This window comes from Methylobacterium sp. FW102-HT35C08 (assembly GCF_058790235.1).
On the sequence record NZ_JBYTCL010000002.1, the window covers coordinates 3,570,267 to 3,593,856 of the forward strand.

At 67.1% G+C, this 23,590-nt stretch carries 30 protein-coding genes, 1 tRNA gene and 3 pseudogenes; 5 read left to right on the plus strand and 29 right to left on the minus strand.

Annotated features, from left to right (window positions below; translation table 11 throughout):
* Positions 1–183: 183 nt before the first annotated feature.
* The 14 genes and pseudogenes from AC3WSN_RS17025 to AC3WSN_RS17090 form a co-directional block, all read right to left on the minus strand.
* Complete coding sequence (locus AC3WSN_RS17025; RefSeq protein ID WP_492539511.1) at positions 184–1,356, minus strand: chromosome partitioning protein ParA; 1,173 nt, start codon at positions 1,354–1,356, stop codon at positions 184–186.
* Between the two features lie 30 nt (positions 1,357–1,386).
* Complete coding sequence (locus tag AC3WSN_RS17030) at positions 1,387–1,689, minus strand: hypothetical protein (protein ID WP_243987712.1); 303 nt, start codon at positions 1,687–1,689, stop codon at positions 1,387–1,389.
* Between the two features lie 82 nt (positions 1,690–1,771).
* Positions 1,772–2,134, minus strand: coding sequence for a CsbD family protein (locus AC3WSN_RS17035; RefSeq protein WP_492539513.1), 363 nt, complete (start codon positions 2,132–2,134; stop codon positions 1,772–1,774).
* Positions 2,135–2,208: 74 nt separating this feature from the next.
* Positions 2,209–2,406: a hypothetical protein gene (locus AC3WSN_RS17040; protein WP_492539515.1), complete on the minus strand. Its 198-nt coding sequence runs from the start codon at positions 2,404–2,406 to the stop codon at positions 2,209–2,211.
* A 97-nt stretch (positions 2,407–2,503) separates the two neighbouring features.
* The gene (locus tag AC3WSN_RS17045; RefSeq protein ID WP_492539517.1) at positions 2,504–2,983 is read right to left on the minus strand and encodes a YidB family protein; all 480 of its coding nucleotides are present in this window, start codon (positions 2,981–2,983) and stop codon (positions 2,504–2,506) included.
* Between the two features lie 62 nt (positions 2,984–3,045).
* Complete coding sequence (locus AC3WSN_RS17050) at positions 3,046–3,345, minus strand: hypothetical protein (RefSeq protein WP_492539518.1); 300 nt, start codon at positions 3,343–3,345, stop codon at positions 3,046–3,048.
* A gap of 51 nt (positions 3,346–3,396) precedes the next feature.
* On the minus strand, positions 3,397–3,699 hold the full coding sequence (locus AC3WSN_RS17055) for a hypothetical protein (RefSeq protein WP_492539520.1): 303 nt from the start codon (positions 3,697–3,699) through the stop codon (positions 3,397–3,399).
* 51 nt (positions 3,700–3,750) lie between these two features.
* Entirely contained in the window at positions 3,751–4,683 is a 933-nt protein-coding gene (locus AC3WSN_RS17060; RefSeq protein ID WP_492539522.1) for a YsnF/AvaK domain-containing protein, read from the minus strand.
* The gene (locus AC3WSN_RS17065; RefSeq protein ID WP_492539524.1) at positions 4,680–5,186 is read right to left on the minus strand and encodes a YsnF/AvaK domain-containing protein; all 507 of its coding nucleotides are present in this window, start codon (positions 5,184–5,186) and stop codon (positions 4,680–4,682) included. Before AC3WSN_RS17065 ends, AC3WSN_RS17060 begins: the two co-directional genes overlap by 4 nt.
* A complete protein-coding gene (locus tag AC3WSN_RS17070) occupies positions 5,183–6,169 on the minus strand; it encodes a PhnA-like protein (RefSeq protein ID WP_492539525.1) in 987 nt (328 codons plus the stop codon). The genes AC3WSN_RS17065 and AC3WSN_RS17070 overlap by 4 nt, the downstream gene beginning before the upstream one ends.
* A 49-nt stretch (positions 6,170–6,218) precedes the next feature.
* Entirely contained in the window at positions 6,219–6,479 is a 261-nt protein-coding gene (locus tag AC3WSN_RS17075) for a GlsB/YeaQ/YmgE family stress response membrane protein (RefSeq protein WP_192710943.1), read from the minus strand.
* Positions 6,480–6,569: 90 nt separating this feature from the next.
* Positions 6,570–6,749 (minus strand): hypothetical protein, encoded by a 180-nt coding sequence (locus AC3WSN_RS17080; protein ID WP_243928206.1) that lies wholly within the window; start codon positions 6,747–6,749, stop codon positions 6,570–6,572.
* Between the two features lie 128 nt (positions 6,750–6,877).
* Entirely contained in the window at positions 6,878–8,368 is a 1,491-nt protein-coding gene (locus tag AC3WSN_RS17085) for a helix-turn-helix transcriptional regulator (RefSeq protein ID WP_492543141.1), read from the minus strand.
* Positions 8,369–8,662: 294 nt separating this feature from the next.
* Positions 8,663–9,142, minus strand: a pseudogene (locus AC3WSN_RS17090) (transposase); the annotation flags it as partial.
* 332 nt (positions 9,143–9,474) lie between these two features.
* On the opposite strand from AC3WSN_RS17090, the gene AC3WSN_RS17095 reads away from it, so the two are divergent.
* On the plus strand, positions 9,475–10,491 hold the full coding sequence (locus tag AC3WSN_RS17095; RefSeq protein WP_492539528.1) for an ABC transporter substrate-binding protein: 1,017 nt from the start codon (positions 9,475–9,477) through the stop codon (positions 10,489–10,491).
* Positions 10,492–10,775: 284 nt separating this feature from the next.
* Here AC3WSN_RS17095 and AC3WSN_RS17100 read toward each other — a convergent pair whose 3' ends face one another.
* Together AC3WSN_RS17100 and AC3WSN_RS17105 are read right to left on the minus strand one after the other, a co-directional pair.
* Positions 10,776–11,549, minus strand: a complete 774-nt coding sequence (locus tag AC3WSN_RS17100; RefSeq protein ID WP_492539530.1) for an SDR family NAD(P)-dependent oxidoreductase — start codon at positions 11,547–11,549, stop codon at positions 10,776–10,778.
* Positions 11,550–11,676: 127 nt separating this feature from the next.
* The gene (locus tag AC3WSN_RS17105; RefSeq protein ID WP_492539532.1) at positions 11,677–12,540 is read right to left on the minus strand and encodes an NAD(P)H-binding protein; all 864 of its coding nucleotides are present in this window, start codon (positions 12,538–12,540) and stop codon (positions 11,677–11,679) included.
* 125 nt (positions 12,541–12,665) lie between these two features.
* Between AC3WSN_RS17105 and AC3WSN_RS17110 the strand changes: the two genes are divergently transcribed.
* Positions 12,666–13,577, plus strand: coding sequence for a LysR family transcriptional regulator (locus AC3WSN_RS17110; RefSeq protein WP_492539534.1), 912 nt, complete (start codon positions 12,666–12,668; stop codon positions 13,575–13,577).
* A gap of 302 nt (positions 13,578–13,879) precedes the next feature.
* Here AC3WSN_RS17110 and AC3WSN_RS17115 read toward each other — a convergent pair.
* Positions 13,880–14,317 (minus strand): annotated as a pseudogene (locus AC3WSN_RS17115) (cytochrome c biogenesis CcdA family protein); the annotation flags it as partial.
* Positions 14,318–14,339: 22 nt separating this feature from the next.
* Here AC3WSN_RS17115 and AC3WSN_RS17120 point away from each other — a divergent pair.
* Positions 14,340–14,623 (plus strand): annotated as a pseudogene (locus tag AC3WSN_RS17120) (pyocin activator PrtN family protein).
* A gap of 541 nt (positions 14,624–15,164) precedes the next feature.
* Here AC3WSN_RS17120 and wrbA read toward each other — a convergent pair.
* Entirely contained in the window at positions 15,165–15,788 is a 624-nt protein-coding gene (wrbA, locus tag AC3WSN_RS17125) for an NAD(P)H:quinone oxidoreductase (protein WP_492539536.1), read from the minus strand.
* A 41-nt stretch (positions 15,789–15,829) separates the two neighbouring features.
* Positions 15,830–16,123: a hypothetical protein gene (locus AC3WSN_RS17130; RefSeq protein WP_492539537.1), complete on the minus strand. Its 294-nt coding sequence runs from the start codon at positions 16,121–16,123 to the stop codon at positions 15,830–15,832.
* Positions 16,124–16,821: 698 nt separating this feature from the next.
* Here AC3WSN_RS17130 and AC3WSN_RS17135 point away from each other — a divergent pair.
* Complete coding sequence (locus AC3WSN_RS17135; RefSeq protein WP_492539539.1) at positions 16,822–17,217, plus strand: exopolysaccharide production protein YjbE; 396 nt, start codon at positions 16,822–16,824, stop codon at positions 17,215–17,217.
* Between the two features lie 694 nt (positions 17,218–17,911).
* Entirely contained in the window at positions 17,912–18,415 is a 504-nt protein-coding gene (locus AC3WSN_RS17140; protein WP_492539541.1) for a YciE/YciF ferroxidase family protein, read from the plus strand.
* Positions 18,416–18,436: 21 nt separating this feature from the next.
* On the opposite strand, the gene AC3WSN_RS17145 is transcribed toward AC3WSN_RS17140, so the two are convergent.
* From AC3WSN_RS17145 to aroA, 10 genes are all read right to left on the minus strand, one after another.
* On the minus strand, positions 18,437–18,922 hold the full coding sequence (locus AC3WSN_RS17145; protein ID WP_492539543.1) for a hypothetical protein: 486 nt from the start codon (positions 18,920–18,922) through the stop codon (positions 18,437–18,439).
* 745 nt (positions 18,923–19,667) lie between these two features.
* Positions 19,668–19,883 (minus strand): hypothetical protein, encoded by a 216-nt coding sequence (locus AC3WSN_RS17150; RefSeq protein ID WP_492539545.1) that lies wholly within the window; start codon positions 19,881–19,883, stop codon positions 19,668–19,670.
* A 95-nt stretch (positions 19,884–19,978) separates the two neighbouring features.
* The gene (locus AC3WSN_RS17155) at positions 19,979–20,116 is read right to left on the minus strand and encodes a hypothetical protein (protein ID WP_492539547.1); all 138 of its coding nucleotides are present in this window, start codon (positions 20,114–20,116) and stop codon (positions 19,979–19,981) included.
* Positions 20,109–20,498, minus strand: coding sequence for a hypothetical protein (locus AC3WSN_RS17160; RefSeq protein ID WP_373622772.1), 390 nt, complete (start codon positions 20,496–20,498; stop codon positions 20,109–20,111). The genes AC3WSN_RS17155 and AC3WSN_RS17160 overlap by 8 nt, the downstream gene beginning before the upstream one ends.
* 10 nt (positions 20,499–20,508) lie before the next feature.
* Positions 20,509–20,718, minus strand: coding sequence for a hypothetical protein (locus AC3WSN_RS17165; protein ID WP_492543346.1), 210 nt, complete (start codon positions 20,716–20,718; stop codon positions 20,509–20,511).
* A gap of 17 nt (positions 20,719–20,735) precedes the next feature.
* Entirely contained in the window at positions 20,736–20,921 is a 186-nt protein-coding gene (locus AC3WSN_RS17170; RefSeq protein WP_492539549.1) for a hypothetical protein, read from the minus strand.
* On the minus strand, positions 20,918–21,184 hold the full coding sequence (locus AC3WSN_RS17175; RefSeq protein ID WP_492539551.1) for a hypothetical protein: 267 nt from the start codon (positions 21,182–21,184) through the stop codon (positions 20,918–20,920). The genes AC3WSN_RS17170 and AC3WSN_RS17175 overlap by 4 nt, the downstream gene beginning before the upstream one ends.
* Positions 21,185–21,275: 91 nt before the next feature.
* Positions 21,276–21,351, minus strand: a tRNA-Lys gene (locus AC3WSN_RS17180).
* Positions 21,352–21,446: 95 nt separating this feature from the next.
* Entirely contained in the window at positions 21,447–22,085 is a 639-nt protein-coding gene (gene cmk, locus AC3WSN_RS17185) for a (d)CMP kinase (protein WP_492539553.1), read from the minus strand.
* Positions 22,086–22,090: 5 nt separating this feature from the next.
* Entirely contained in the window at positions 22,091–23,440 is a 1,350-nt protein-coding gene (aroA, locus tag AC3WSN_RS17190) for a 3-phosphoshikimate 1-carboxyvinyltransferase (protein ID WP_492539555.1), read from the minus strand.
* Positions 23,441–23,590: the final 150 nt, after the last annotated feature.

Below are 23,590 nucleotides of genomic sequence, written 5' to 3' on the forward strand. Positions count from 1 at the left end.
CAAGCACCCACCCTGGGCGTCTGTGACGCCCCGTCCGGAAGTCCGCCGGTCAGAGCGCTTCCTCCCTATCCCGCCGATCTGCAGCCCCCTGTCCGTTCCCTGCCCGGTGAAAAAACGGTCCCAGCCTCAGATGAGGCTGGGCTCATCCTGGTTCAGCCCCCTTCGACCCCCGTCCCGCGGGATTCATTCGGACTTGGGAGCGATGGCAGGCGCTGGCGGCTGGGATGGGCCGGGATGCACCGTCATGGCAGGAGGCTGGTCCGATAGCTGCTGACGTGCCTCGGCGAGCTTAGCCTGGGTCGCGGCAAGCTCCTGACGGGTCGTTCCTAGTCGGTCCTCAAGGGCAGCCAGCTCCTTGTTGCGGGAGGCCAGCGTCTCGGTCAGGGTCGCCAACTGCGCCTGGGCGTCGGCCTGCCGCTTCTGCAGCGCCTCCACCGCCGAGGCCGCGCCGTCGCGGTCGGAAGCCAGCTTCTGGACAGCCTGCTCAGCCTGGCTCCGTTCCGAGATCACACTGTCCCGCTCGGACTGCGCCTTGGCGAGTTCCTTCTGCGTCGAAGCCAACCCATCCTTGGCTTGCTGCACCTGCTGGCCAGCCTGCGAGACGTCGCTCGCCAGCTTTTCACGATTGGCGGTCAGACCGTCGACGGCCCGCTCCAGTTCGGCCTTCTGCCTCGTCGCCTGCTCAGTCGCGGCGCGGGCATCGGCCAGCTCCTTCTGAGCGGCAGCCGAGCCTTCGCGCGCCTTCTGCTGGCTCTCCTCGGCCTTGGCGAGGTCGGCAGTCTTGGCGGTCGCCTCCTGGGACATGGCGGCGATATCGGACCGCAGCTTTGCCTCCTGCTGGCGCGTCTCCTCCAGCCGGCGCCCGACGTCGGACAGTTCCTTGGTCCTGGCGGTCGCCGCCTGCTCGGCTGCCGTGGTGGCCTCCTTCATAGGGGCGAGCTTCTGCTCAGCCTGGGTGACCTGGGCCTGCAGCCCGGTGAGCTTGGTCGTCTCGGCCTCGGCGGTGGCCTTGGCCTCGCCGGCCTTGCGCTCGGCCTCCTGCTGTTCCGTCGCCAGGCTCGCCGCCTTCGTCTTGGCCTGTTCGCCGGCCTGAGTGATATCCCGCTCCTGCTGCTGGGCCGATGCGATCTTCGCCTGGAGCCCGTCGAGGGTACCCGCCGCCGCCCGCTGCTGATCGAGGTCCGATTGCAGGGAGACCTGCCGCGTCTCCAGGTCCTGGATGCGATGGTCCCGGGCGGTCCTCTGCCGTGCGCCCGCAATGGAGGCAACGACGAGCCAGACCAGGAGCACCACCGCCACGACGGCGAGGCTGAACGGAAGGGGCCTGCGAAGTTCGGAACGGTAGTCGATGGCCATGGCGTTCTCGCGGGCGTTGGAGGGAACGGATCAGATCGACGAGGCAGCCTCGCCAGGCGTCGGTTCGGCACCGGCGGCCCCCGGCTCGGGGGTGGAAACACTCGATGCGAGACCGCCATGACCCGCCCCGACCAGGGAGCCGATCATGACGAGGAGAGCGCGGTGCTCGGGGGATCCGTTCGCCGAGGCGAGGAAATCCGCGATCTCGATGCGTGACGGCCTCCCGCCGGATGGCCCGTTCGGTTCATGGAAGACGTACACGTCGGCAGGGTCGCCGCCGCGGCATAGGTACCAGCGGTCGTCGTTCGACCCGTCATGGATCAGCGTGCGCATGGGTGGCATCGGAGGGTCCGCCATGTCTCGTCCCCGTCCGAGGACCGCTCTCGTCGGAAGCGTAGCCGTGGGCGACGACCGTTCAGCGACGGCCGTGAACGACCATCGCGAGCAGGTATCCGATGGCTCCGGCCATGGCCGCCAGCACCAGCGGGGACTCCTTCGCATACTGTGCGACGGCATCGCCACCCTGCCGGTAGGCACGCTCGGCCTCGGGGAAGGCGTCGCGGCTCCGGTTGATCGCCTTGTCGGCGAGGTCGCTCGCCTGTCCGACAACGTCGCGCACGGCGTCCTTGGCCTGTCCGACGAGGTTCTCGGCGGCACCCTTGACCTCGTTAGCCGTACCCTTGGCCTGGGTCTCCCGGTCGCCCGTGACGTCGCCGACGGCGCCTTGAACCTTGCCGCCGAGTTCCTTCTCGGCGCCGGTGATGCGGTTCTCGTCCACTGGTCAATCTCCGTTTGGTTCAAAGTTGAACCGGCCCGAAGCAAAACACGCTTCGAGCCGATGCGAGGCGCTGACTAATTCTTCGACGCGGCCTTCCTGGGTCGCGCCTTGATCGAGCTTTGGTTGGCCTTCTTCGCCCGGACGTCGGCCTTCGAAGCGTGCTTGACGGCCTTCTTCTCGTTGCCGTCGTCGAGGTGGCGAGCGGCCTTCTGGTGTGACTTGGCCGCTGCCTCGTGGTGTTCGGCAGCCTTGGCGTGCGCGCTTCCGGACATCTGTCCCTCCCGTGACGGGGATTTACGTGCCCCGGTGCAAACGTGTGGCCGGTCGGTTCTGCGGCTTCGATACCAGCGGGATCGACCGGGTGGCTTCTCAGGCGGGCATGCCAGCGACCGCGGACGGAAGCCTGCCGTCGGGGGTGTAGCGGTCCACCGCGGACGGCAGTTCGCGCGAGAGCCTGGACAGAAGGTCGTCGTGCGAGAGGCCGGTCTGCCTCGACAGCGTATCGAGGACGTCAGGACCAATGGCCGATCTCAAGTGATCGGGCTTCATCTCGGCGTTCGGCCCGTGGTTGACCCAGGAGTCGGCCGCCTCGCCGTGGCCGTTCTCGCGAAAGCGGTCAACGAGTTGGCCAAGGCCGCCGCTGAGCAGGCCACCGGCACCAGCACCCCCAAGGGCGCCTCCGAGATTACCGAGCAGGCCGCCGAGACCATCCTGTCCCGCGATCCCGCCCTGTCCGGCGGGCGTACCTGCGGTTGCGGGACCACCGTGGCCAGATCCGCCGAGCATCTCTTGGATCTTGTCCCGGTTCTGGAAGCCCGCCACGGCCAACAGGCCGAGCAGCGCAGTCATCGAGGGGAAAGCCGTCACTCATTGGGTGTCTCCGTTCCGTTTCGATGAAGCCTTTGGGCCGATCAGCAATCGTCGTCGCCGGGCTTCACGACCTTGCCCTTGGGCGGCTTGGCCTCGTTGGTGGCGGGCGTCGCGTTCGAGCCGACGTTGTTCATCGCGCCGACCGTCCCGGGGGATTCTGCCTTGGCACCGGGCGAGACCTTCGCGGTCGTGTCACCGTCGACCTTCGAGGAAGCGTCGGCCGAGCCCACCTGGCCGGTGCTGTTCGTGGTCGTTCCGACCGCACATGGCTTGGCCGAGGCGATGCCGGCGGCAAGGAGCGTTATCGCCGCCGCTACGGACATGGTGTTGAGGATCTTCATGGGGTTTCCTTCGGGTCGGGATGGGATGCGGACCGGGCAGGCGAGCGACCGCTACCGCGAGGGGGCGGACTGTTCGGAGGCCGTCACGACGTAGTCGGCAATGGCCGCCCGGCAGCCAGGCGAGACCTCCCGGGCGTTCTTGCGGAAGCAGGCGACGACCTCGGGTCCGTTCAGGTCGAGGCCGTTGCAGAAACGGGCGTAGTCGGCCGAACAGAACGGCTTCAGCGATGCCCTTGAACCGGTCTTCTCAAGAGCCTGCGCGCCGAGCGGGACGCATGACGATGCGAGGGCCGCGAATACGACGAGGTGGCGGAGCTTGGTCACGGCGACGGAGCTTTCGCGATAGGTGGACATGGAATCGTACGGAGCCGGGACCGGCTCGAACCGGTCCCGGACTTGAGCGCTTCAGAGCGGCTTGCGCGGGGTGGTTTCCGTGGAGGTGCCGGTGGTGCCGGTACGGCTGACCGTCCCGCGACCGTCCTCGACCTCGACCTCGGTGTGGCGGACCTTGTCGGTCACGGTCTCCACCCGCTGGGCCGCATCCTTGCGGATGCCGACCTCACCAACGACGCGGGCGTTCTTCGACACCACCGCCTGCTCGCGCATCTCCGTCGCCTCGATGACCTTGTCCTCGAACAGCGCCATGTCGCCCGGGGTGACGGCGCGGTCGACGACGCGACGGTCGACGTTCACCGTCTCGTCGTGGAGGGTGACGTTCTCGCTGACATCCTTCTCGACGGCGTAGGACCGAACCCGGACCCGGCCGGCATCGACCATGCGCTTGCCGACGTTGAGGCGCTCCTCGACCACGGGGATGTAATCGGTGCTCGTGGCGGTACCGTGGGCGGCGACGGCCTCGGACGGTGCGGCGGCGTGCAGGCCGGTGTCGCGGGTCGTGGCGGCGTGGTCGGACGACATCGCACCCTCACCTAGCGCTGCGGCGGCAACCGGCGCGGTCCCGGTGGTGGAACCGGTCGCACGACCGTCCCAGCCTTCCTTGCGCCAGGCGGCCTCGCGCTCGTCGAGATCGACCGAACCCTGCTCCTCCAGGATATCGGAGGCGGCGTGGACGTGCGCGTCTTCAACCTCGGCGCTCAGCATCGTGCCGCCGCGGTGCAGGCCCTCGCCGTAGGCGTGACGGTCCTCCTCCGGCATGAAGAAGTCCTTGATCGAGCCCCACATGCCTTCGTCGGCCTTGGTCGCGGTTCCGGCCGCGCCGGCCTGGGTGCCGGAGATGAGCTTGATGGCAACGGCGGGAATGCCGAGGCCGACGAGCTTGCCCTGGGCGGCGACCGCCTCGGGATGAGTGTCGTACATGGCGGTGATGGTCTGGGTCATGTTGTCGGCTCCTGTGATGGGTGCGTGGCGGCCTGTTCCGTGACGTGCCCCTCGGGGGACACGCGTTCGATCACGGCGTGCTGCCTGCGCAGCGTCACCGGCATCTCGACGTCCTCGCCCGCCGTGGTCCGGCGGATGTGCACCTCCTCCTTCAGGACGAGGCGCTTCTCGACGACGAGGATCTCTTCCAGCACCGGGATGATGGTCACCCCAGCCTCCGTCCTGACCACCGGGGGTGCCTCGCCCTCGGCGAGGGTCCGGTTGATGGGCACCCGGGTCACCCCGACCATGTCGCTGCGCAGGGTCTCGCGCAGGACCTGGTCGACGGCGTCGGTTCGCGTGCTGACACGGACCCGTTCGGTCTCCACCGCACACTTCTCGATGCGCGCGGTCTCCTCGATCAGCGAGAGGACCGCCTCCTCGCCGATGGCGACCTCCGCCGCGGTACCGAAGGGCGTCCCGAGCCCGTGGGGCTCGGTCGCGGCGCGGTCGCCGAAGCTCATGCCCGGCGCGGCGTCAGGGTGTTCGGGGCGGTGCGGGTGACGGTCGGATCGACGGCCGAACCACGGCCGGCGAAGAAGGATGCGAGCGCCCCGAAGATCAGCGCGAGGGCTCCTAACAGCGCGCCCTGGGAGACACGGCGCGCGGTGGCGTCGGCAATCTGCTTGGACTGCTCCTTGGCCGAGGTGACGGTCTCCTTGAACTGCTGGGTGTACTGCGCGACCTGGGTCCGGGCCTGCTCGACCGAGATGTTCTGCGCCTTGGAAAGGGCCACGGCGGCCTTCTCCTGGGCAGCGGCCTGCTGTGCTCCGTCACCTGAGACGGCGGCGCGCATGGCAGTCACCGCGGTGTCCTTCAGCGCGGCCGGATCGGACCCGGCGCCGTTGCGGACATTGGACTCGATGTTCGAGAACGGGTCGGTGACCTTGGTCAGCGACGGGGCGGCCGCCTGCGCCAGGGTCGAGGCGGAGCCGCCCATCGCGTTGCCGACCCCGCCGATGGCCGAGGAGGCGGTGCCGAGGGCGCCGCTGACGATGCCGCTGGCAGCCGACGACAGCATGTACAGCACCACGAGCGTCGAGACCGCCCAGGCGAGGAGGCCGTGATAGCCCGCCGTCGAGGTCGACGGCTTGCCGGACAGGCGTCCGGCGAAGTAGCCGCCGCCTACAGCCGCCAGCACGCCGGAGACGACGAACCACAGGCCGGCACCGATGCCGAGCGAACTCGCCGCCGGGCTGCCGTCGCCCATCGGATCGACCGTCGAGAGGCCGATGCCGAGCCCCAGCATATTCAGGATGACCTGCGAGATCAGCGCGACCGTGGCTCCGGCGAGGACCGCACCCCAAGAGACGGAATGCAGCATCATCGTGCGCATGTCCTCGGCCGGAGTGACCATGGTGGTCTGCGGCAGGTCGCGGTCGACGACGGTGCGATCCGTGATCGGACGACTGGGGGATACGGGGGTGGGCTCGGTAACGGTGGCCATGGTGGTATTCCTGAGTTGTGAGGTCGGTAAGCTGGACGGGCGCGGTGGGTCAGACGACCCGGCGGCGGCCCATGACGATGTGGTAGAGCCACAGCACGATCACGGCGCCGACGATGGCGACGAGCAGGCTGTAGAGGTTGACCCCCGACACGCCGGGCTCGCCGAACTGGTTGAACAGGAACCCGCCGACGACCGCGCCGACGACGCCGAGCAGGATGTCGACGAGCAGGCCCTGGCCGGTGTTGTTGACGATCTTGCTGCCGATGAAGCCGGCGATCAGGCCGAGGACGATCCAGGCGAGGAGGGACATGACGGGCTCCGGTTTTCGGCGTGCGGAAGGGGCCTGACGCAGGGCCTGCGCGGGCTGGGGCATGGGTCTCGATGGCCTACGGGGCCGGGGCTAAGTGCGCGCGGGGCGCCGGGGTCGGGTTGGCTTGTCCGTGGTGTGCCGCGCTTCAATCGTAGCGATCTCGGTCGTGGCCTCCGCCTCGACCTTGGTGTCCCCGAAGATCATGCCGATGGCCTGCTTGATCAGGGCACGGGCGTGATCGCTCGACAGAACCTTGCGGCCCTTGCCCATTCGCGGCACCTCTCTGTCCGGCTTAGCCGTCGTCGAGATGCCCGGAACGAGCAGAGCTACACCTACCGAATACTTCTATCGAAACGATGTTCCGCCAATTTACATAAAAGTATTTCAGCTTAGGCCGCTTAGTGTTTTCGCCCTGGTTTTCGCGTTGTATTTTTGCCGTAATGCTGAAAAGATGTTTTCTCGCCGATGCCGCGGTCCCTGGCCCAGACGACCACGACGCTTCGTCGGTTGACGCCGATCTTGCGGTACAGGCTGGCGACGTGGTTGCGCACGGTGCTCAGCGAGACGCCGAGCGCCTTGGAGATCTCCTCGTCCGTGTCGCCGCGGCAAATGCCCTCCAGCATGTCACCCTCGCGGGTCGTGAGCTTTTCGGCCACCGCCTGCGGCTTGCCGGGCCTGGGCGGGTTGCGCAGAAGGGCGAGCTTCTCGATCACGCCGTGGCTGAACCACGAAGCGTCGGCCATGACGGATTCGATGGCCGAGATGAGTTCGGTCTCGGTCCGCTTTCGGGACGAGATGTCCTGCACGGCACAGAGGAGGCCCTCGCCGCCGCCGACGGTGACCTTCTCGGCGGAGACGAGGCAGTCGAGGACGTCGCCGTCGCGCGTGCGCAGGCGCCCCTCGAAGGCGCGCACCCTGCCGTAGCGCTGGAGTTCTCGTTTGAAGCGCGTCCGCTCCGCCTCCTCCACCCAGGGCATCGCGGAAGCGCTTTCGGCATCGCCGAAGGTGGAGGCGTAGGCGTCGTTGACGCTGGTCGGCAGGTCGGTGGCCGAGCTGAGGAGGACCGTCGGGATCGGGCTGAGCTCGAACGCCTTGGCGAAGCGCTCCTCGCTGAGACGGAGCTCGGCCTCGGCTTTCCGCCGGTCCTCCAGGTCGGCGAACGTGAACAGCATGCAGCGTTCGCCGCCCGGCATCTCGATGGGATGGCCGGCGACGATGACGTATTTCTCGGCATCGGACGGGACCGAGAGGCACGCCTCCCGCTGCCTGATGGTCGTGCCGGCATGGAGGTGCTCGACCGCGGAGGCGCGATGCTCGCCCTGGCCAAGAAGGTCGACCTCGGTGAATGTCCGGCCGATGACCTGGTCGCGTACGTATCCGGTGAGCTCGACGAAACCCTGGTTGACCTTGACGTAGCGCAGGTCGGAGAGCCGGCAGACTACGGCCGGAGCCGGGTTCGCCCGGAACATGCACTCGAACCGCTCCTCGGCCTCGTAACGGTCGCTGGCGTCCTGCATCAGAAGCGCGAGGCCGGTCGGTGCACCGGCATCGTCCGTCGTCACCAGTCCCCGCATCCGATGCGTCCATATCCTCGCGGGATCCCGGACATTGTGGACCTCGACCACCGCGTCGCGAAACGCCTCGCCGGCCAGGATGCGCTCGACCGGATGCTGCAGGGGGCCGACCTCGCGGTGGTTGCGGTAGCGCAGGACGAAGTTAGCCCGGTACTCGGCGACAGTGACTCCGAGGTCGCCGATCTCGGCGACTCCATGCATCGCGAGGGCGGCGTCGTTGGCGTAGGCGATGGTGTGATCCGGCTCGATCAGGATCACGCCCTCGGCGAGGCCGGCGACGACCTGTGCCAGTTGCCGCTGCTCGAACTGGGTCATTGATGGCTCGGCTCGTTCGAAGGGCATCAGTGGCCGCCTCGCAACCACGCATGGGTGCCAACGTCTCAAACGATGGGTCGGACAGTACCCCGGACATTGCCGGCCGACATCCTTGCCTTCGTCGGGAAGGTCGTCGCCTCGGCCTGACACGCGTTTCCGGACTTGGACACCCCTGTGATCCGACCCTCGGCTCTCGACCACTTCGGGCTCGGGCATGACGAACGGCCTGACCGCATCCGCCAGGTCCGATAGGAAGAATCCGCCCTTCCGAATGACCCGGTCGGCTTTCCGGGCCAGGCGTCGGTGGTCGTCGGCGGTGTACTCGGACGCCAGAGCGACGATGGCGTGGGTCAGCCCATCCTCGTCGGCCAGCACGGTCGGCACAGAGCGCTGCGTGCCCCGATGCTGGCCGAGGATCCGGCAGGCGTGACGTTCCGAGAGGCCCTACTTCTCCCGGATGCCAGCCACCGCCTGCCGGCGTCGTTCGGGGGCTATAAGTTTTCCCGAGGCGACGTCCGCCAGCACCTACTTTTCCAAAGACAGGTCCAACACGAGCCGCTGCAACCGAGCGTTCTCGCGCTCGAGCTCCTTCATCTTCCGCGCCTGATCGACTTGGAGCCCGTCGTACTCCTTGCGCCAGCGGTAGTAGCTATGCTCGGAGATCTCCGCCTCCTTGCACGCCAGGGCCAAGCTCTTGCCCTGGGCCGTCTGCACCTCAATCTGGCGCAACTTAAGCACGACCTGCTCCGCACTCGTCTTCTGACCTCGCCCCATGTCCGAGTCCTCCGGTCCTGGCCGATCCTCTCAATCAGCCCGGTCCAAAGCCAGCCGGTCAAGTTAATCCGGCATCTTCATCTCAGAGCGGAAAGCACGCTTCCACGCCACGGCCAAAACTGAACATTATGGCCTCAACTCATTTGAGTCGTTGGCATGGGGTAATCGCTTCGTCGGAAGTGAGGCAACAACGAGCTTAATCTGCATTCCCACATCAGTGGGCGACTTGACGAGATTGAGGATGCCCACGAACATCAAAACTGCATCGTACCTTGGCATAACTTCTTGCCTTTGCCCCGTGCCGATGAGGTGATCGGATGCATCGAACGTGCATGTCCCAAGAGCGGGAGAACAGTCGCGACGGGAGCAGGCGCTGGGCCATCCTGACATTGCTCAGCATGGCGCCGCTAGTTGCGACAAACGCGTCGTCTCAGACGCGGACCGTTCGAAAGATTGGCGTTCTCTGGCACGCGGCGACCCCTGAAGACGAAGCGATCTACGCCGCGCCACTGAGGAAGGGCTTTTCGGATTTGGGTTACGTCGAGAACCGCGATTTCCAGCTAATCGAAACTTATGCAGCAGAAAGATACGAGCGGTTCACTGCCAACGCGAGATTGTTGTTGGATCGAACGGTCGATGTCATCATAGCGGTGACCGGACCTGCGGCAGCGGCTGCCCAGAGTGTTACCTCTACCACCCCGATTGTCTTTCTGGTCGTGCCCGATCCGGTCGGCCGCAAATTCGCGCAAAGTCTTTCACGCCCCGGCGGAAATCTCACAGGGCTATCGACTGTCGCCATTGATCTCAGTTCAAAGCGTCTTGACCAATTGAAAGTCGCGGTACCGGGTCTGTCACGCATCAGCTTGTTTGTGAACGCTAAGGACGTGCCGACCAGCCGCTCGGTCGAAGCGCAGACTCGGTCTGCCGCAGCCAAGCTAAACATCGATGTTGAGGTCGATCAAATCAACGCACCGGAAGAACTTGATGGCGCATTCTCCAGCGTTCGGCGGCGTGGGATACCGGCTGTGATGCTCATGCAAGATCCCCTGTTCTTCAACGAGCGCCAGCAAGTCGCCAAGCTCGGTCTCTCCAACCGCGTCGCCACGATGGTGGCGAACGGAATTATGGTCCAAGACGGATGTCTGATGTCCTACGGCCCGAACTTCCCGGCGCAGTTTCGACGGGCCGCAGCCTTCGTCGACAAGATCCTTAAGGGCCAACGCCCAGCCGATATACCTATAGAAGAACCCGCGCGACTTGAACTCGTAGTGAACATGAGGACAGCCGATGCACTCGGACTGACCATCCCTGCCGCCCTACTAACGCAGGCGAACGAGATAATCGAGTAAGACCATCCTCACTAATGTTTGTATCTGCTTTCAGCAAACTTTGGTAATCGCGATCGAGGGCTGCAGGCGGCGGAAATCAACCTCGAGCGGCCATGCCGCTCTCGACCCAACCCAGTCGCCCGGGTCGCCGTGGGCACGTCCCATAAGCAGTCATTCGTAGGCCGTCCGGCAACTTCGGCTCGGGGTGGTGAACGGAAGTTGCCTTGACGCCTGGGACCGGACCTTCGGCTCTACGCGTTACGAGCCTCGAAGCCGAGACTGGGTCGGCCGGTTCAAGCCGCCACTCACGCCGGCAGGGTGATGCCTGAGAGCTCCTCGCAGGCGGCGAGCAGTGCCTCTTGCACAGTCCGGTCGCGCGAGGCCGGGTCCGGCTCGCGCTGGCGAAGGTAGTAGAAGTAGCCGCCGGTGACCCGCGCCGCCGCGTCGTCACTCGCCGCGAGCCACGCCTGCGTGCGGTGAGCTTGGTCCATGTCGTCGGGCGCGCCCGGACCGCCCACGCGCGTCGGCACCCAGCCCGGTTCGAGCGCGTTCGACAGCACGCCCGGCCAGCGCCGCGTGACCGCGAAGGCCAGCACCGTGTCGTAGAGCTTGCTCTCGGCGTAGGCCTGTGCGCCGGCCCAGGGCCGCTTGGTCCAGGTCAGGTCGTCCAGAGCCGGGCGCACGCCGTGGTGCATGCCGGAGGAGAGGTGGACGAGGCGCCGCGGCCGCTCGATCAGCGCGGTTAGCACGTAGGGCGCCAGCACGTTGATCGCGAAGACGTGCGGAAGACCGTCCGCCGTCTCGATCCGCTTCGGCTCGCGATAGCCGATGCCGACGTTGTGGATGACGGCGTCGAAGTGGCCGAGTCGGTTAGCCCCGTCCGCGACCGCGCGCATGCCGGCGAGCGTCGCAACGTCGCCTTCGACGACCGCTTTCGCCTCGGGCAATCCGCGGCGCGCGTCCTCTGCGCGTGCCGCGTTGCGGGCGTGGAGCACGACCTCGTGCCCCTGTTCGGCCAGGAGCCGGCCGGCCATGAGCCCGAGCCCCTCGGACGAACCGGTGATGAGGACGCACGACATCGGTGTTCTCCGGATGACGTCGGGCCGTTCCATCGGCCCTGGTGCGGACGGGGCGGCGCCTGACGCGATCAGCGCGCGCCGGGTCTGGAAGGTCGTTCTCGAAGCCATGAGCGTCAGACCGAAAGGTTCAACCGCGCTCGACGATGTGGCGCAGCACCGTCTCGAAGGCGACCGTGCCGGTGCGATGCTCGGCACCCTCATGCGCGAAGTCGATCCAGCCCTCGTTGAAGCCGTCGAGCATGGCGATGCGCGCTTCCGGATGCCGCATGCCCTCGGCGCGGAAACGTGCCTCCCAGCCCTCGCGCTCGACCGCGAGCGCCTCGACAGGTCGCCCGAGCGCGGCGGCGAAGCCCGCAGCCTCGTCGTTCGGGCTGTACTTGCGGGGCCCCGACAGCTCGACGATGCGGGTCCCGGTCCAGTCCTCGCGCAGGAGATCGGCGGCCGTCCGTCCGACGTCGTACGTGCTCACCATCTCGATGGCGCGGTCGAGGGGCTGAAGGTAGCTCGCGATGCGGCCCTCGCGCGCCGCAGGTAGGTCCCAGGCGGCGTTCTCCATGAACCACGCCGCCCGCAGCAGCGCGACGGGGAGGCCCGTGTCGGCGAGCGCCGTCTCGAAGAACCCCGCCCAGTTCAGCAGGTTGAACGCTGTGGCCTGGGCGCCGACCGTCGAGAGTAGCACGACCCGGCCTGGCCCTGCCTCGGCGACCGCCCGCGCGGCCGCCGCGGCGGCGCAGCGGCTGTCCGTGAGATCCGGCGCCGGATCGTAGTTCGGCGGGTTCATCAGGAAGACACCCGCCGCGCCCGCGAAGGCGATTGCGAGCGCCTGGGCGTCCGTGGCGTCGGGCACGACTGCGACCGCGCAGCCGCGTGCCTTCCAGGCCGCGCCCTTGTCCGCGTCGCGCACGACCGCCCGCACCGGCAACCCGGCATCCAACAGCGTCCCGGTGACGACCCCACCGACCTTCCCGGTGCTCCCCGTGACGACGAACATGCTTGACCTCACCTGTTCGGCGACCGGTGCTCGGCCGCCGCGATGCCAAGGTGGCCCGAACGCCATCTGTGCGTTAGTGGCGTGTCGCGCACTTCATTCGTGCTGAAAATCACGGAATTCACGTCATGGCCTCGGACGGACGGCTCCTTGCCGGCATGAGCGTGCTGGCGGCTGTGGTCGAGCGTGGCAGCTTCATCCGCGCTGCGGATGTGCTGGGCCTCTCGGCGTCCGGCGTGAGCCGGGCCGTCGCGCGGCTGGAGCGGCGGATCGGGGTGCGGTTGCTCGACCGGACGACGCGCTCGCTGAGCCTCACAAGCGAGGGCGCGCGGCTCTACGAGCTCGCCGCCCCGCACTTGGAGGGGATCGAGGCCGCGGCGAACCTTGCATCGGGAACGGCCGGCAGTGTCCGCGGCTTGCTGCGGGCGAGCGTCAATCCGATCTTCTCGCGCCATGTGCTGGCACCGCGGCTGCCCGAGTTCGTCGCGCGCTTCCCCGACCTGACGACCATCGTCGTCCAGCAGCCCGACGCGGGCGATCTCGTCGCCGAGGGTATAGACGTGGCTATCCGCTTCGGACCGCAACCGCCGTCCAGCCTATCCTCACGATTGCTCCTGCGCACGCGCGTCCTCACCGTGGCGGCGCCGGCCTACCTCGAACGGCACGGGCGGCCATCGGCCCCGGCCGCGCTCGCCGGACACGACTGCATCCAATTCCTGGACCCCCAGCGGCGACGTCCATTTGCCTGGGAGTTCCTGCGCGACGGGGAGACGCTGCCGGTCGCGACCAAGGGGTCGCTGACCTTCGCCGACGTCGATACGATGATCGCTGCCTGTGTTTCGGGCGCGGGGGTCGCGCAGGTCCTCGCGCTCGGAGTCGAAGGACTGCTCAAGACGGGCGCGTTAGTGGAGCTATTCCCAGACTGGCCGGGTGAGACCTTCCCGCTCCACGCGGTGCGGCCGTCGCGACGGCTGTCGCCAGCGAAGGTCGAAGCCTTCCTCGACTTCTGCGAGGCGATTGCGCGGCCCTATGGGTGCTGAAGCGGCCAGGCACGCCGCGTATCCGGGAAGCGGACCACATGAGGGTCCGGAGAAGGGTCGTGAGCGGGCGGGACGGCAGTGTCCGCTTCTGCCAAATCCCGCTCGTAAGTGGACCGGCGCAAAACCCTTCAACCCCGTTGTGGGGAGCTCAGACGGGTCTCGACCCTTCTCAGACCCTCGGAATGTCCGCTTCCAGGCAACTCGGCTGACTGTCGCCTGCGACCGGGTTGGGTGGATTTCCGCCGATCTGCTTCTGCGCGACACGGGCATCCGAGCGGACATCTTCCCGACGACCTAGCCCGTCAGAGACGGGTAGTCAGGTTCGTCAACCAGTCTTGCGAGGCGTTGACTAGGACGGTCTCAGCGGCCTTGTCGTACTCCGTGGCGATCATCAGGCCGGTGGCCACGAGGATGGCGCCCAGGGCGACCTTCAGCCTCTTGCCGAGCCCCATCATCCGGTCGCGCCAGCGCATCAGCATCTCGCGGAACAGCGTCCCGAAAACGAGAAGCGGCAGAGCCGCACCTAGGCCGAACAGGAGCATCGTCAGAGCGACGGTGACGAGGTCGCGCCCCTGCGAGGCCAGCAGCGAGGCCGCCCCGAGGGTCGGGCCGACGCAGGGAGACCACACCGCCCCGAGCAGCAGCCCGACCCCGAATTGGCCGTCGAGCCCGGCGGTCGAGAAGCCGCCGAACCGGCTCTCGGTCCAGTTGCCCACCGGGCCGGCGGCGACGGCGATCCGGGTAACCCTCGCGGAGAACGCCATGAACACCGCCTTCATCCTCATGGCGCAGTACGGCGCCAAGGCCGTCATCCCGGTCGAGGACGTGTGCCATGACTACTTCCGGCACCTCTGACCCCTGCGAACCTCGTGCGGAAGGTGTCAGCCGGCGAGCTGGCGCTGCCGCTGGTTCGGATGGATGTCGGGCCGAAGTGCGCCAAGAGCGTCGCCTTGGTGGATCTGGCAGCCTACCTCGACCGGCAGATGGAGGCCGCTCGCAAGGAATGCTGTCACCTCTGTGGACCTCCGCCTCGGTCGCCGCGTTGATTGACATGTGTGCGGAGTTTCCTATGACCCTGTCCGACCCCACCCGTTTAGCTCTTACGGAAGCCGCCCTCGCATCAGCGGATCGGCTTTGGCGTGAGGAGGTGCACCGGATCTACGGGCCGGATGGGGTGCTGACCTATGGGTACGCGCCGGAAGGGCAGGGTGGCCTCGGTACTTCGCTGCGGCGAAGCTACGAGGCCCGGCGTGTCGCTGTCGTACTCTGGCGCAATGAACGCCATCACCACCGGTACAAGGCGGTAACACCATGCTGACTGGTAGCCTGCTGTGGCTTTTAGGCGTGCCGATCCCCGTCTTGATCCTGATCTGGTTCTTCTTCCTGCGAGGACGATAGGAGAGCGATCAGCATCATGTCCGAGCATGACAAGCCTGCGGGCGAAAGCGTCCAGCCGCCCACTGTTCCGATCCCGGGTGTCAACACTCCGGATCCAACGACCGGTAGCGAGCCCGAGAGCGAGGATCTCGTCGAGGACGCTAAGCGCAAGCCTGACGATCCGGACAGGGCAGCCAAAGATGGCTTGGCCTAGGTAGCATCCGGCCGGCGACACGGCATCTCTCCGGCCGCGATCAGCGCACCGGCGATCGCCACCATCCGCCGCCCTTGATGTCGGGCGGCATCGAGGTCCTCCGACCGTGGCGGCTGGTTCTCCTTACCGACGATCGTGGATGCACCGTAGGGTGAGCCCGCCTCCAGCATCGCCTCGTCGGTGTAGCCGGTCGGCAGGATTACCATGCCCAGATGAGACATCGGAGCGTACAACGACAGCGTGACGACCTCAGAGCCACCGTGCGGCCAGGATGCCGCCGCGAAGGCTCCCCCGACTTTGCCGGCCAGAGCACCCCGCTTCCACTGTGGGCCGAGTTGGTCGAGGAAGTTCTTCACCTCGGTCGCCATCGCCCCGAAGTAGCTCGGCGCGCCGAACAGGATGGCGTCCGCCTGTTCAGCATCGTCGTGCGTGGGCGCCTCGTACAGAGCGTTCTGCCGAGCCGCACTCTCGGTCCAGCCATCGACCTTGGCCATGGCTGCCGCATCGACGACCTCTCGCGCTCTGCGCACGCGCACATCGGCGCCGGCCTCTCGCGCAGCCTCGGCCGCGGCGGTCGCAAGCTTTTCGACGCTGCCACTGCGCGAGTAGTAGACGATCAACAGGCGTGTCGGATCGGATGTGCGGTCAGCCATTGCGCGCCCTACGGATTAGCGCTGCGTGCCGCAGGCTGCGGATAAGACGGGTTGCCACCCGGAACAGCGGTGCTGTTGGACGACGACGTCGCGCTGCCCTGACCGCTCTCAGTTCCCGTGATCTGCTTGCGTGAAGCGCCTTGGCTCTGGCTCGCATAGTCCGGCGGCGAACTCGCACCCTGCCACATCATGAGCCCGGCCAGCGCTGCCAGCATCAAACCCACGCTGACGATCAGGACGTAGAGCGCCGGCCTGCCGCGCTTGCCTTGGCGACCGTCTTGCCCGGAGAGTTGTTCTGCCACCGATGAACCTCGCTCGCTCGATGATGCGAGCGCGTAGGTGCAACGGGCTGTTGGTATGAGAGGTCCGGCCCTGTGGCGCTATGGCCGTGGGCTCGATTGCGAGCACGTGCCGACTGCCCCGCGTATTTGTCCGCGGGGCAGTCGGCTTACTTGCCGCTTGGGGCCGCGCCGCTCCCAGTGGCGCCATTGCCCGTGCCGCTGCCGGCAGGTGCGCCAGGCGTGCTGACGGGTGGCCGCCCGTGAGTGGGCCGCCTGGCTGCGTCTGCGGCTGCTCCGCGCGAACCCCGCTGGTTTCGAAGAGGGTGGGGGCAGAACTGCGGGTCCCACGGCTACCAGGGAGTTTCGGACGTCATCCTCAAGCCACTCACAGGCTGAGTATAGGCCCACTGCACCACAGAATCGCACCACCAGGCCTGCGGTGCGCGCTGCACGCGCCTAGCCCGGCCGCTGCGCTCGCATGGACGGCGAGCGGCCGGCCCAGGCTCCTAAGGGTAAGGTCGGAAATCTGCAGTCGCTGCGGCCAGCGGAATCGGAGAAGGCTGTCGGGGGGCAGTGGGCTGCCCTAACCGCGAGATCGGACGGTTAGATTCACGGTTGGCAAAATCGCTAGCAGCACATCCGAGATCTGAGGGCTCCGCGCTGGAACCCTAAGGTGGATCTGCAATTAACATACGGCAAAAACCCTGGAGGAACGTCTGATGAAGGTTTCACGCTTAGCCGGCGCAATCGCGCTTTTTGCTTTCACTGCAGGCTCGGCTGTTGCAGCTCCGTGCAACACCGGCGCAACGAAGGCCAAGTCGCCGGACCAGCAGGCATCGAATCCGAAGAGCTCCGATGTCGATAAGTCGAGCCAAAACTTGGCCGGTGGGCAGCAGCCTGCTTCGCCCGGTACCGTCGGCGCTATGAACAACGTGGGCGCAAACCAGAGCGCGGGCCAGCAGGCATCGAACACGCCCGCCAAGTCGAACGATACCGATCCGGCGGCCAAGAACCTCGCTGGCGGCCAGCAGCCAGCCTCGCCTGGAACGGTCGGAGCGATGAACAACGCCGCGTCGGCTTCACCGACGACGGGCAAGAGCGGCGACGACTGCTGATCTTTGTTATTGCTGCCTCTGACTTGGAAAGCCCGCCCAGCCCTGCTGAGGCGGGCTTTCTCATGCCCGCAGCTCTCCCAGCGCGAGAAAGCCGGCCAATGCGGCAGGTGGATGAGCCACCCGGTACATTGACCGGCTCCCGGAAAACGTTCTGGAGAACGGAGCCCGTGGGCTCGGAGGGGGAACAGCTCGCCGTGCGGAAGGTTCAGCTGCCTCGTCGCTGGCAGTAACAGTGTCGGCACATCGTCGCGTGCAGCAGCGGCTTATTGCGGCGCACCCTATATGCGTCGCAGCGCACAATGGCTTTGGGCTGTGCTGTACGGAGTACCCCAAGTCCACCATCAAAGACCGCGCTGCCGCGCGCGTTGCACTCGTGCCTGCAGCTGCTGCACCCGGGTATGCCGGGGCGATGGCGCGGCTGCCGCGTGTGCAGATTACCAAGCGCCGCCCGACAGCAGACCGTGATCTGCCAGCGGTTGGTTCATTCAGTTGAGCAGCGGGCTTGCCTTAACGAGCAGGTCCAATCCCGCCGTCGCCGCCGCTCTTTTTCCAATGGGCAATTTGGCCGCCTGTGCCCCGCAGCGGTTTAGCCGGACAGGAACATCGCTTGTCCCCAATTCGTTTCCAACGTGAGCGAGCAGGATTGTCGACTGTCGCCGCGAAATACTAACCGACCAATCTTTAGGAGGAAGCCATGGGATTATTTACTTCAGATATCAAAACCCTTGACGACTTATTCGTACACCAGCTGCAAGACATTTACTACGCCGAGCAGCAGATCACGAAGGCCCTGCCGAAGATGATCAGCAAGGCTACTGATTCTCAGCTCAAGCAAGGCTTTGAGGCGCATCTGCATGAGACCGAAGAGCAGATCAAACGTCTGGAGCGGGTGTTCGGGATGCACGGCCACAAACCGAAGGCGGTTGATTGTCCGGCCATCGACGGCATCATTAAGGAGGCGAACGAGACAGCCGGCGAGATTGGCGACAAGGAGGTGCTGGACGCCGCACTGCTGGCTTCCGCACAGGCGGTCGAGCACTACGAGATCACCCGTTACGGCACCCTGATCGCCTGGGCGAAGCGGCTCGGCCGGGACGATTGCGCCAGCGTGCTGCAGCAGACGTTGGACGAGGAGAAGGCCACAGACCAGAAGCTCACCGCCATGGCCGAGAGCAAGATCAACCAAAAGGCTGCCTGACAGCTCTAATCGGGGGGCGGCTCATGAAGCCGCCCTACCGGGCTTGCTCTTCGCCATCCGCAGGCCGGCCTTGCGGCGGCAGATCCGCAGCCCCAGCACGGCCAGCTTTGGCCCCAGACCGGCCAGGGCCTCGCGCAAAGCTTCTTCATCGTGCCAGCCACCCGCACCCACCAGCACCGCCGGCAGGTGCCTGCCACCGGCAGCCAACGGCTCCAATGTGCGCACCATTCGCTCCGTGCTGCCGATGCCGCCCATGGGCCCGCGTAACAGCAGCGCACCCGCATCCACGGCAAACAGACGGTCCGCCGGCGCTCGCAACCCGGGCTGTAGCTGCCGGGCCAACGCCGAGGCAGCGGCAGCGTTGCGCGCCTCGGCCTCTGTTTTCTCGTGCAATCTGGCGATCGTGCGGGATGAAGGTGGCCGCTTCATCGGAGGCGCATTCGGATCCGGCGGCCGGATTACGGCTGTGATAATCCACGGTGCAGTTTCAATGTTTGCAGTCGCCATCAAGAAATCTCCAATGAACGAATATGTGAATGCCGGAGTTATTTTACGAGCCCAATCAGGGATTAACTGAGGAAACGCCTATGCGCATGAAGGTTTACGGTCTCGCGACCACTCTCGCTGTTGCTCTGACCGGCACGGCCTATGCTCAGCAACCGGCCGGCGGCGGCAGCGCGACCGGGAACATGAACAACCCGGGCAGCGTGGAGAGTGAAGGCCAGAAGGCGACCGAAGAGACAACTGGCACAAGCATTCGCTCACCGGCAGCTGGCGCCGCCGCGGTACCGGGCACCGGCACCGCGCGCCCTGGCGTGGGTGCTGGTGGGAGCACCACTGCGCCGGCGCGCTAACATCCGTGGGCGCACCCGCACAACATGATCTGCGGGTTCTCGGCCGGGACCGCCTGCAAGCCGGCCCGGCCTACCGCTGGTCGTCATGCTGCGGCTGCTGGCATCAGTTCAGCGCTACAGGGGTCGCCAGGCCGTCATCTGCCAGGAGGTGCCCCAACGCGACCACTACACCCGGTTCCAGCGCCGCGGTCTCGGCCATCATCTGAGGCATCTGCTTTCGACCCCGAGCCGAAGTTGCTGGAGGGCTGACGAACGGCTGCTTTGAAGAAGCGCCAACGGCGCTCCGAACGACCGGGTTGGGTCGGAGGCGGAACGTCCGCTTCAGGAAGAGGGGTTAGGGTCCGCTTCCCACCCGTAGCGGACCCTGCCGGTGGGTACCAAGCGTCGGATTTCGATCACTAGCGGGCGCTCAATGACGTCGGCCACGCCCGCCGTTCCGCCTCATCCTCGGCCGCGTGCTGCTTCTTCGTAGCGATCAGGAGGTCGAGGTGGGCGATGGCATCCTCGTGGGCCTGCATGGTCCGGACGTCGCCGAGGCTCTGCCCGATCTGCCAGCGGTGCCAGGAGCGCAGGTCGGACAGCGCCTGCAGGTAGCCCTTCTGCTCGTCGGTCACGATGGAGAGCCGCGCTCGATGGCCTCGGTCAGAGCCCGCGCGATCACCTTCGCTGCCTCGACGCCCTCGGCCGGTGACACCCGCCTCGTTTGGGTCTACCGTTCCCGCCCGGCCGCCACGTAGATGTAGGCCGCCACCACGTCACCCGAATCCATCACCTTCACGGCTTCCTCCAGTTGCACGATCCGCAGCGGGAGGGTCAGGCCGAAGGGGTTGGACGCATCGTCAGGCATCCTTATCCTCCATCAGCCCCCGGCTCATGGCGATCCTCACCAGTTCCGCATCGCTGAACAGCAGGTCGCCTATACGCCACCGGTCCATCTCCTCCCCAACGGGCTCGACAGTGATACCAGCCGCTCGAAGCGCTTCGACGGCCTCCAGAACAGGGTCGGCGGCGTCGCTCATGCGCGACGCCATCAAGGCCGCAGCCAGCCGAGTCTGAGCCTCCAAGACTCGTTCTTCGTCGGTCCGAATGGGCATATCAGCGGCTACCCCCTCGGCGATGCGCCGCGTGACTCTCTCGTCCAGACCGAGGCCGCCCGCGAATCCATGCAAGCGCCGCATCATGTGCTGGATCGCGGCGCGCTCGTGCGGGGCTTCGGGATCGTCGTTCATTCTCGGGCCCTCAGAGCGAGAACCGCCCGCCTGTCCGATGCGCCAACCGATTCAGCAGGTCTACAAGGTCGTCGGCGTCCGCGATGTCGAGACCGGTCTGCGACACGCCTTTGACCCGGGCAGGCTCGTCCGTGCGCACGTTGTAGACCGTCCAGCCCTCATCGTCCTGGCGCATGTCGAAGCGCTCGGGCTCAAGGCTGCTGTTCGCGGGATCGGGCATCGCGCATCGCTCCCGGCCTACTGCAGCTTGGTCGTCGTCGGGCTCATGAGCCCGAGCCGGATGGCCAGCGCCAGGAGCTCGCCGTCCGTCATGCTCCTCCCGTCGACCAGCCAGAACAAGCCGCCGCCCCAGGTCTCGACCTCGTGGCGGCTGGCCTTCAGCGCCTCAACGGCTTCGAGGATCGGTCCGCGAAGGTCGCTCATTCCTGGACCGAGAAGCCCATAACCACGGCGGTCATCACCATCGTGCGGCGTAAGCCGGGCGAGGTGGCCTTGTCGGCGAGCAGCTTCTTGGCCTGCGGGTGCATCTCGATCGCCTTAGCCACGTCGATGGTGTGCCCCGACTTGAAGGCGAACGGCTTGGCGTTCTCGTCCTCCAAGTAGGCGTCCGTGGCAGCCGCGATCTCGTCGTCCGTAACCTCCGACTTTCGGCGCAAGTCGCCGACGCTGGGGATCTCTTTGGCCATGGGTTTGGACACAGCCCCGCTAAACTTGGACACACACCCTGAATGGCCACAGATGCCATCCGAGCTAATATACTGGCGATATTAGGTAATTTGGTGAGCGCGCTGGGACTCGAACCCAGGACCTACAGATTAAAAGTCCGTTGCTCTACCAGCTGAGCTACGCGCTCGCGTCCTGGGCCCGCCTGTGGCGACCCGTCAGGGACGGCGCGTTCGCAATAGGTGAGCGGGACCGGAGGGTCAACACGAGGGCCGTAAACAACGCTCAGGACGCGTCGCCGCGCGCACGCTCCACGATCCCGCGAGCCTCGTCGAAGGCCGCGTCGGCGTCGAGTTCCGTGGTGTCGAGGCGGACCGCGTCATCGGCCATACGCAGGGGAGCTGCGCTCCGGGAGGCGTCGCGGGCGTCGCGGGCCTCGATATCGGCCAGGATTGCCGCGAAGGTCGCGCTCTCGCCGCGGCCGGCGAGCTCACGGTGCCGGCGGCGAGCCCGCTCCTCTGAGGAGGCGGTGATGAACAGCTTCACGGCCGCGTCCGGGCAAACCACCGTGCCGATGTCGCGCCCGTCCAGGACCGCGCCCTGAGGATCCGCGGCGAAGCGGCGCTGCCAGGCGAGCAGGCCGGCGCGGACCTCCGGCACGGCCGAGACGCGCGACGCCGCCTCGCCCATCGCCCGGTCGCGCAGACGTGGGTCGTCGAGCATCCCGGCGTCGAGCGCCTGGGCGGCCCGGGCCGCGGCCGCATGGTCGTCGAGGGACAGGCCGGCATCGATCAGCGCCAGCGCGACGGCGCGGTAGAGCAAACCGGTGTCGAGATGCGGCAGGCCGTAATGGTCGGCCAGCCGCTTCGCCAGCGTGCCCTTGCCGGAGGCGGCCGGACCGTCGATCGCGATGATGAGCGCCATCCGGTTCACGCTCCGATCCGGCCGCCGAGGGCCTGCATGGTAGGCAGGAAGCTCGGAAAGCTGGTGGCGATCATCGCGCCGTCATCGACCGTCACCGGGTTCCGCGTGGCTAAGCCCATGACCAGGAAGGCCATGGCGATGCGGTGATCGAGATGGGTCGCCACCGTACCGCCCCCCGGGGCCGCGGTGCCGTCGCCCTCGACCACGAGGTCGTCGCCCTCGACGGCATGGCGGACACCGTTGGCCGCCAGCCCGGCCGCCACGGCGGCGAGGCGGTCCGACTCCTTGACCCGCAGCTCGTGCAGGCCGTTCATCCGCGTGCGACCTTCGGCGAAGGCCGCCGCCACCGCCAGCACCGGGTACTCGTCGATCATCGCGGGCGCGCGCTCGGCCGGGACGTCGACGCCCTTGAGCCGGCTCGCGCGGACGCGGAGATCGGCCACGGTCTCGCCACCCTCCTCGCGCTCGGCCACGCGCTCGATCTGGGCGCCCATCTCCATCAGCGTGGTGATGAGGCCGATGCGCAGCGGGTTCATCATCACGCCCTCGATCACCACGTCGGAGCCGGGGACGATCAGCGCCGCGACCAGCGGGAACGCCGCCGAGGACGGATCGGCCGGAACTCTCACGTCGGTGCCGCGCAGGGTCGGCTGGCCGGTGAGCGCGACCGTGCGGCCATGGCCGCCCGGGCCGTGCGGCGTGACGCGGATTTCGGCGCCGAACAGACGCAGCATCCGCTCAGTGTGGTCGCGGGTCGCGGCCGACTCGATCACCGTGGTGACGCCGGGCGCGTTGAGGCCGGCGAGCAGCACCGCGGACTTGATCTGCGCGGACGCCGCCGGGGTCTCGTAGGTGATGGGGATCGCCTCCCTGGGTCCGCGCAGCGTCAGCGGCACGCGTCCGCCCGGCGCCTCGTCGAGGATCTGGGTGCCCATGCGGGCGAGCGGGTCCAGGATGCGGCGCATCGGCCGCGAGCGCAGCGAGGCGTCACCGTCGAAGGTCGCGGTGACCGGCTGGCCGCCGACCACGCCCATCATCAGGCGCGAGCCGGTGCCGGCATTGCCGAAATCCAGCACCGCGGTCGGGTCGCTCAGGCCGCCGATCCCGACGCCCCGCACCCGCCAGCGCCCCTCGCCGAGGCGCTCGATTCCGGCGCCGAGCGCCTTCGCGGCGGCGGCCGTGCGCAGGACGTCGTCGCCCTCCAGAAGCCCCTCGACCCGGGTCTCGCCCTCACTCAGGAGACCGAGGATCATCGCCCGGTGGGAGATCGATTTGTCGCCCGGCGGCCGCAGACGCCCTGTCAGGGGTGCACCCGGCGCGGCGGTGAGGGGCTGGGGAGGCGAATCGTGCGACACGGGAGGTCCGTTCGGGCTCTCGAGGTGGGCCAGGATCCGGCGCGTCGCGCGGCAGGGCCGCGGTGCTGCAATCGGACCGTGAAATCGCCGCGCGGTTAACACGCGCACTGCCCGGCGTCATCCTGCGTGCCCCTTGAGGTCGACCCTGTT

What these genes read in the sequence shown, in the direction of transcription:
- AC3WSN_RS17155 (WP_492539547.1), bottom strand. Translation starts at nt 20,116, where the DNA reads ATGCCTGACGATGCGTCCAACCCCTTCGGCCTGACCCTCCCGCTGCGG.
- AC3WSN_RS17095 (WP_492539528.1), top strand. Translation starts at nt 9,475, where the DNA reads ATGTCCCAAGAGCGGGAGAACAGTCGCGACGGGAGCAGGCGCTGGGCC.
- AC3WSN_RS17140 (WP_492539541.1), top strand. Translation starts at nt 17,912, where the DNA reads ATGGGATTATTTACTTCAGATATCAAAACCCTTGACGACTTATTCGTA.
- AC3WSN_RS17070 (WP_492539525.1), bottom strand. Translation starts at nt 6,169, where the DNA reads ATGGCCACCGTTACCGAGCCCACCCCCGTATCCCCCAGTCGTCCGATC.
- cmk (WP_492539553.1), bottom strand. Translation starts at nt 22,085, where the DNA reads ATGGCGCTCATCATCGCGATCGACGGTCCGGCCGCCTCCGGCAAGGGC.
- AC3WSN_RS17135 (WP_492539539.1), top strand. Translation starts at nt 16,822, where the DNA reads ATGAAGGTTTCACGCTTAGCCGGCGCAATCGCGCTTTTTGCTTTCACT.
- AC3WSN_RS17110 (WP_492539534.1), top strand. Translation starts at nt 12,666, where the DNA reads ATGGCCTCGGACGGACGGCTCCTTGCCGGCATGAGCGTGCTGGCGGCT.
- AC3WSN_RS17100 (WP_492539530.1), bottom strand. Translation starts at nt 11,549, where the DNA reads ATGTCGTGCGTCCTCATCACCGGTTCGTCCGAGGGGCTCGGGCTCATG.
- AC3WSN_RS17045 (WP_492539517.1), bottom strand. Translation starts at nt 2,983, where the DNA reads ATGACTGCGCTGCTCGGCCTGTTGGCCGTGGCGGGCTTCCAGAACCGG.
- AC3WSN_RS17165 (WP_492543346.1), bottom strand. Translation starts at nt 20,718, where the DNA reads ATGCCCGATCCCGCGAACAGCAGCCTTGAGCCCGAGCGCTTCGACATG.
- AC3WSN_RS17040 (WP_492539515.1), bottom strand. Translation starts at nt 2,406, where the DNA reads ATGTCCGGAAGCGCGCACGCCAAGGCTGCCGAACACCACGAGGCAGCG.
- AC3WSN_RS17160 (WP_373622772.1), bottom strand. Translation starts at nt 20,498, where the DNA reads ATGAACGACGATCCCGAAGCCCCGCACGAGCGCGCCGCGATCCAGCAC.
- AC3WSN_RS17065 (WP_492539524.1), bottom strand. Translation starts at nt 5,186, where the DNA reads ATGAGCTTCGGCGACCGCGCCGCGACCGAGCCCCACGGGCTCGGGACG.
- AC3WSN_RS17025 (WP_492539511.1), bottom strand. Translation starts at nt 1,356, where the DNA reads ATGGCCATCGACTACCGTTCCGAACTTCGCAGGCCCCTTCCGTTCAGC.
- AC3WSN_RS17050 (WP_492539518.1), bottom strand. Translation starts at nt 3,345, where the DNA reads ATGAAGATCCTCAACACCATGTCCGTAGCGGCGGCGATAACGCTCCTT.
- AC3WSN_RS17105 (WP_492539532.1), bottom strand. Translation starts at nt 12,540, where the DNA reads ATGTTCGTCGTCACGGGGAGCACCGGGAAGGTCGGTGGGGTCGTCACC.
- AC3WSN_RS17175 (WP_492539551.1), bottom strand. Translation starts at nt 21,184, where the DNA reads ATGGCCAAAGAGATCCCCAGCGTCGGCGACTTGCGCCGAAAGTCGGAG.
- AC3WSN_RS17030 (WP_243987712.1), bottom strand. Translation starts at nt 1,689, where the DNA reads ATGCGCACGCTGATCCATGACGGGTCGAACGACGACCGCTGGTACCTA.
- AC3WSN_RS17080 (WP_243928206.1), bottom strand. Translation starts at nt 6,749, where the DNA reads ATGGGCAAGGGCCGCAAGGTTCTGTCGAGCGATCACGCCCGTGCCCTG.
- AC3WSN_RS17075 (WP_192710943.1), bottom strand. Translation starts at nt 6,479, where the DNA reads ATGTCCCTCCTCGCCTGGATCGTCCTCGGCCTGATCGCCGGCTTCATC.
- AC3WSN_RS17060 (WP_492539522.1), bottom strand. Translation starts at nt 4,683, where the DNA reads ATGACCCAGACCATCACCGCCATGTACGACACTCATCCCGAGGCGGTC.
- AC3WSN_RS17055 (WP_492539520.1), bottom strand. Translation starts at nt 3,699, where the DNA reads ATGTCCACCTATCGCGAAAGCTCCGTCGCCGTGACCAAGCTCCGCCAC.
- AC3WSN_RS17170 (WP_492539549.1), bottom strand. Translation starts at nt 20,921, where the DNA reads ATGAGCGACCTTCGCGGACCGATCCTCGAAGCCGTTGAGGCGCTGAAG.
- AC3WSN_RS17145 (WP_492539543.1), bottom strand. Translation starts at nt 18,922, where the DNA reads ATGGCGACTGCAAACATTGAAACTGCACCGTGGATTATCACAGCCGTA.
- AC3WSN_RS17085 (WP_492543141.1), bottom strand. Translation starts at nt 8,368, where the DNA reads ATGACCCAGTTCGAGCAGCGGCAACTGGCACAGGTCGTCGCCGGCCTC.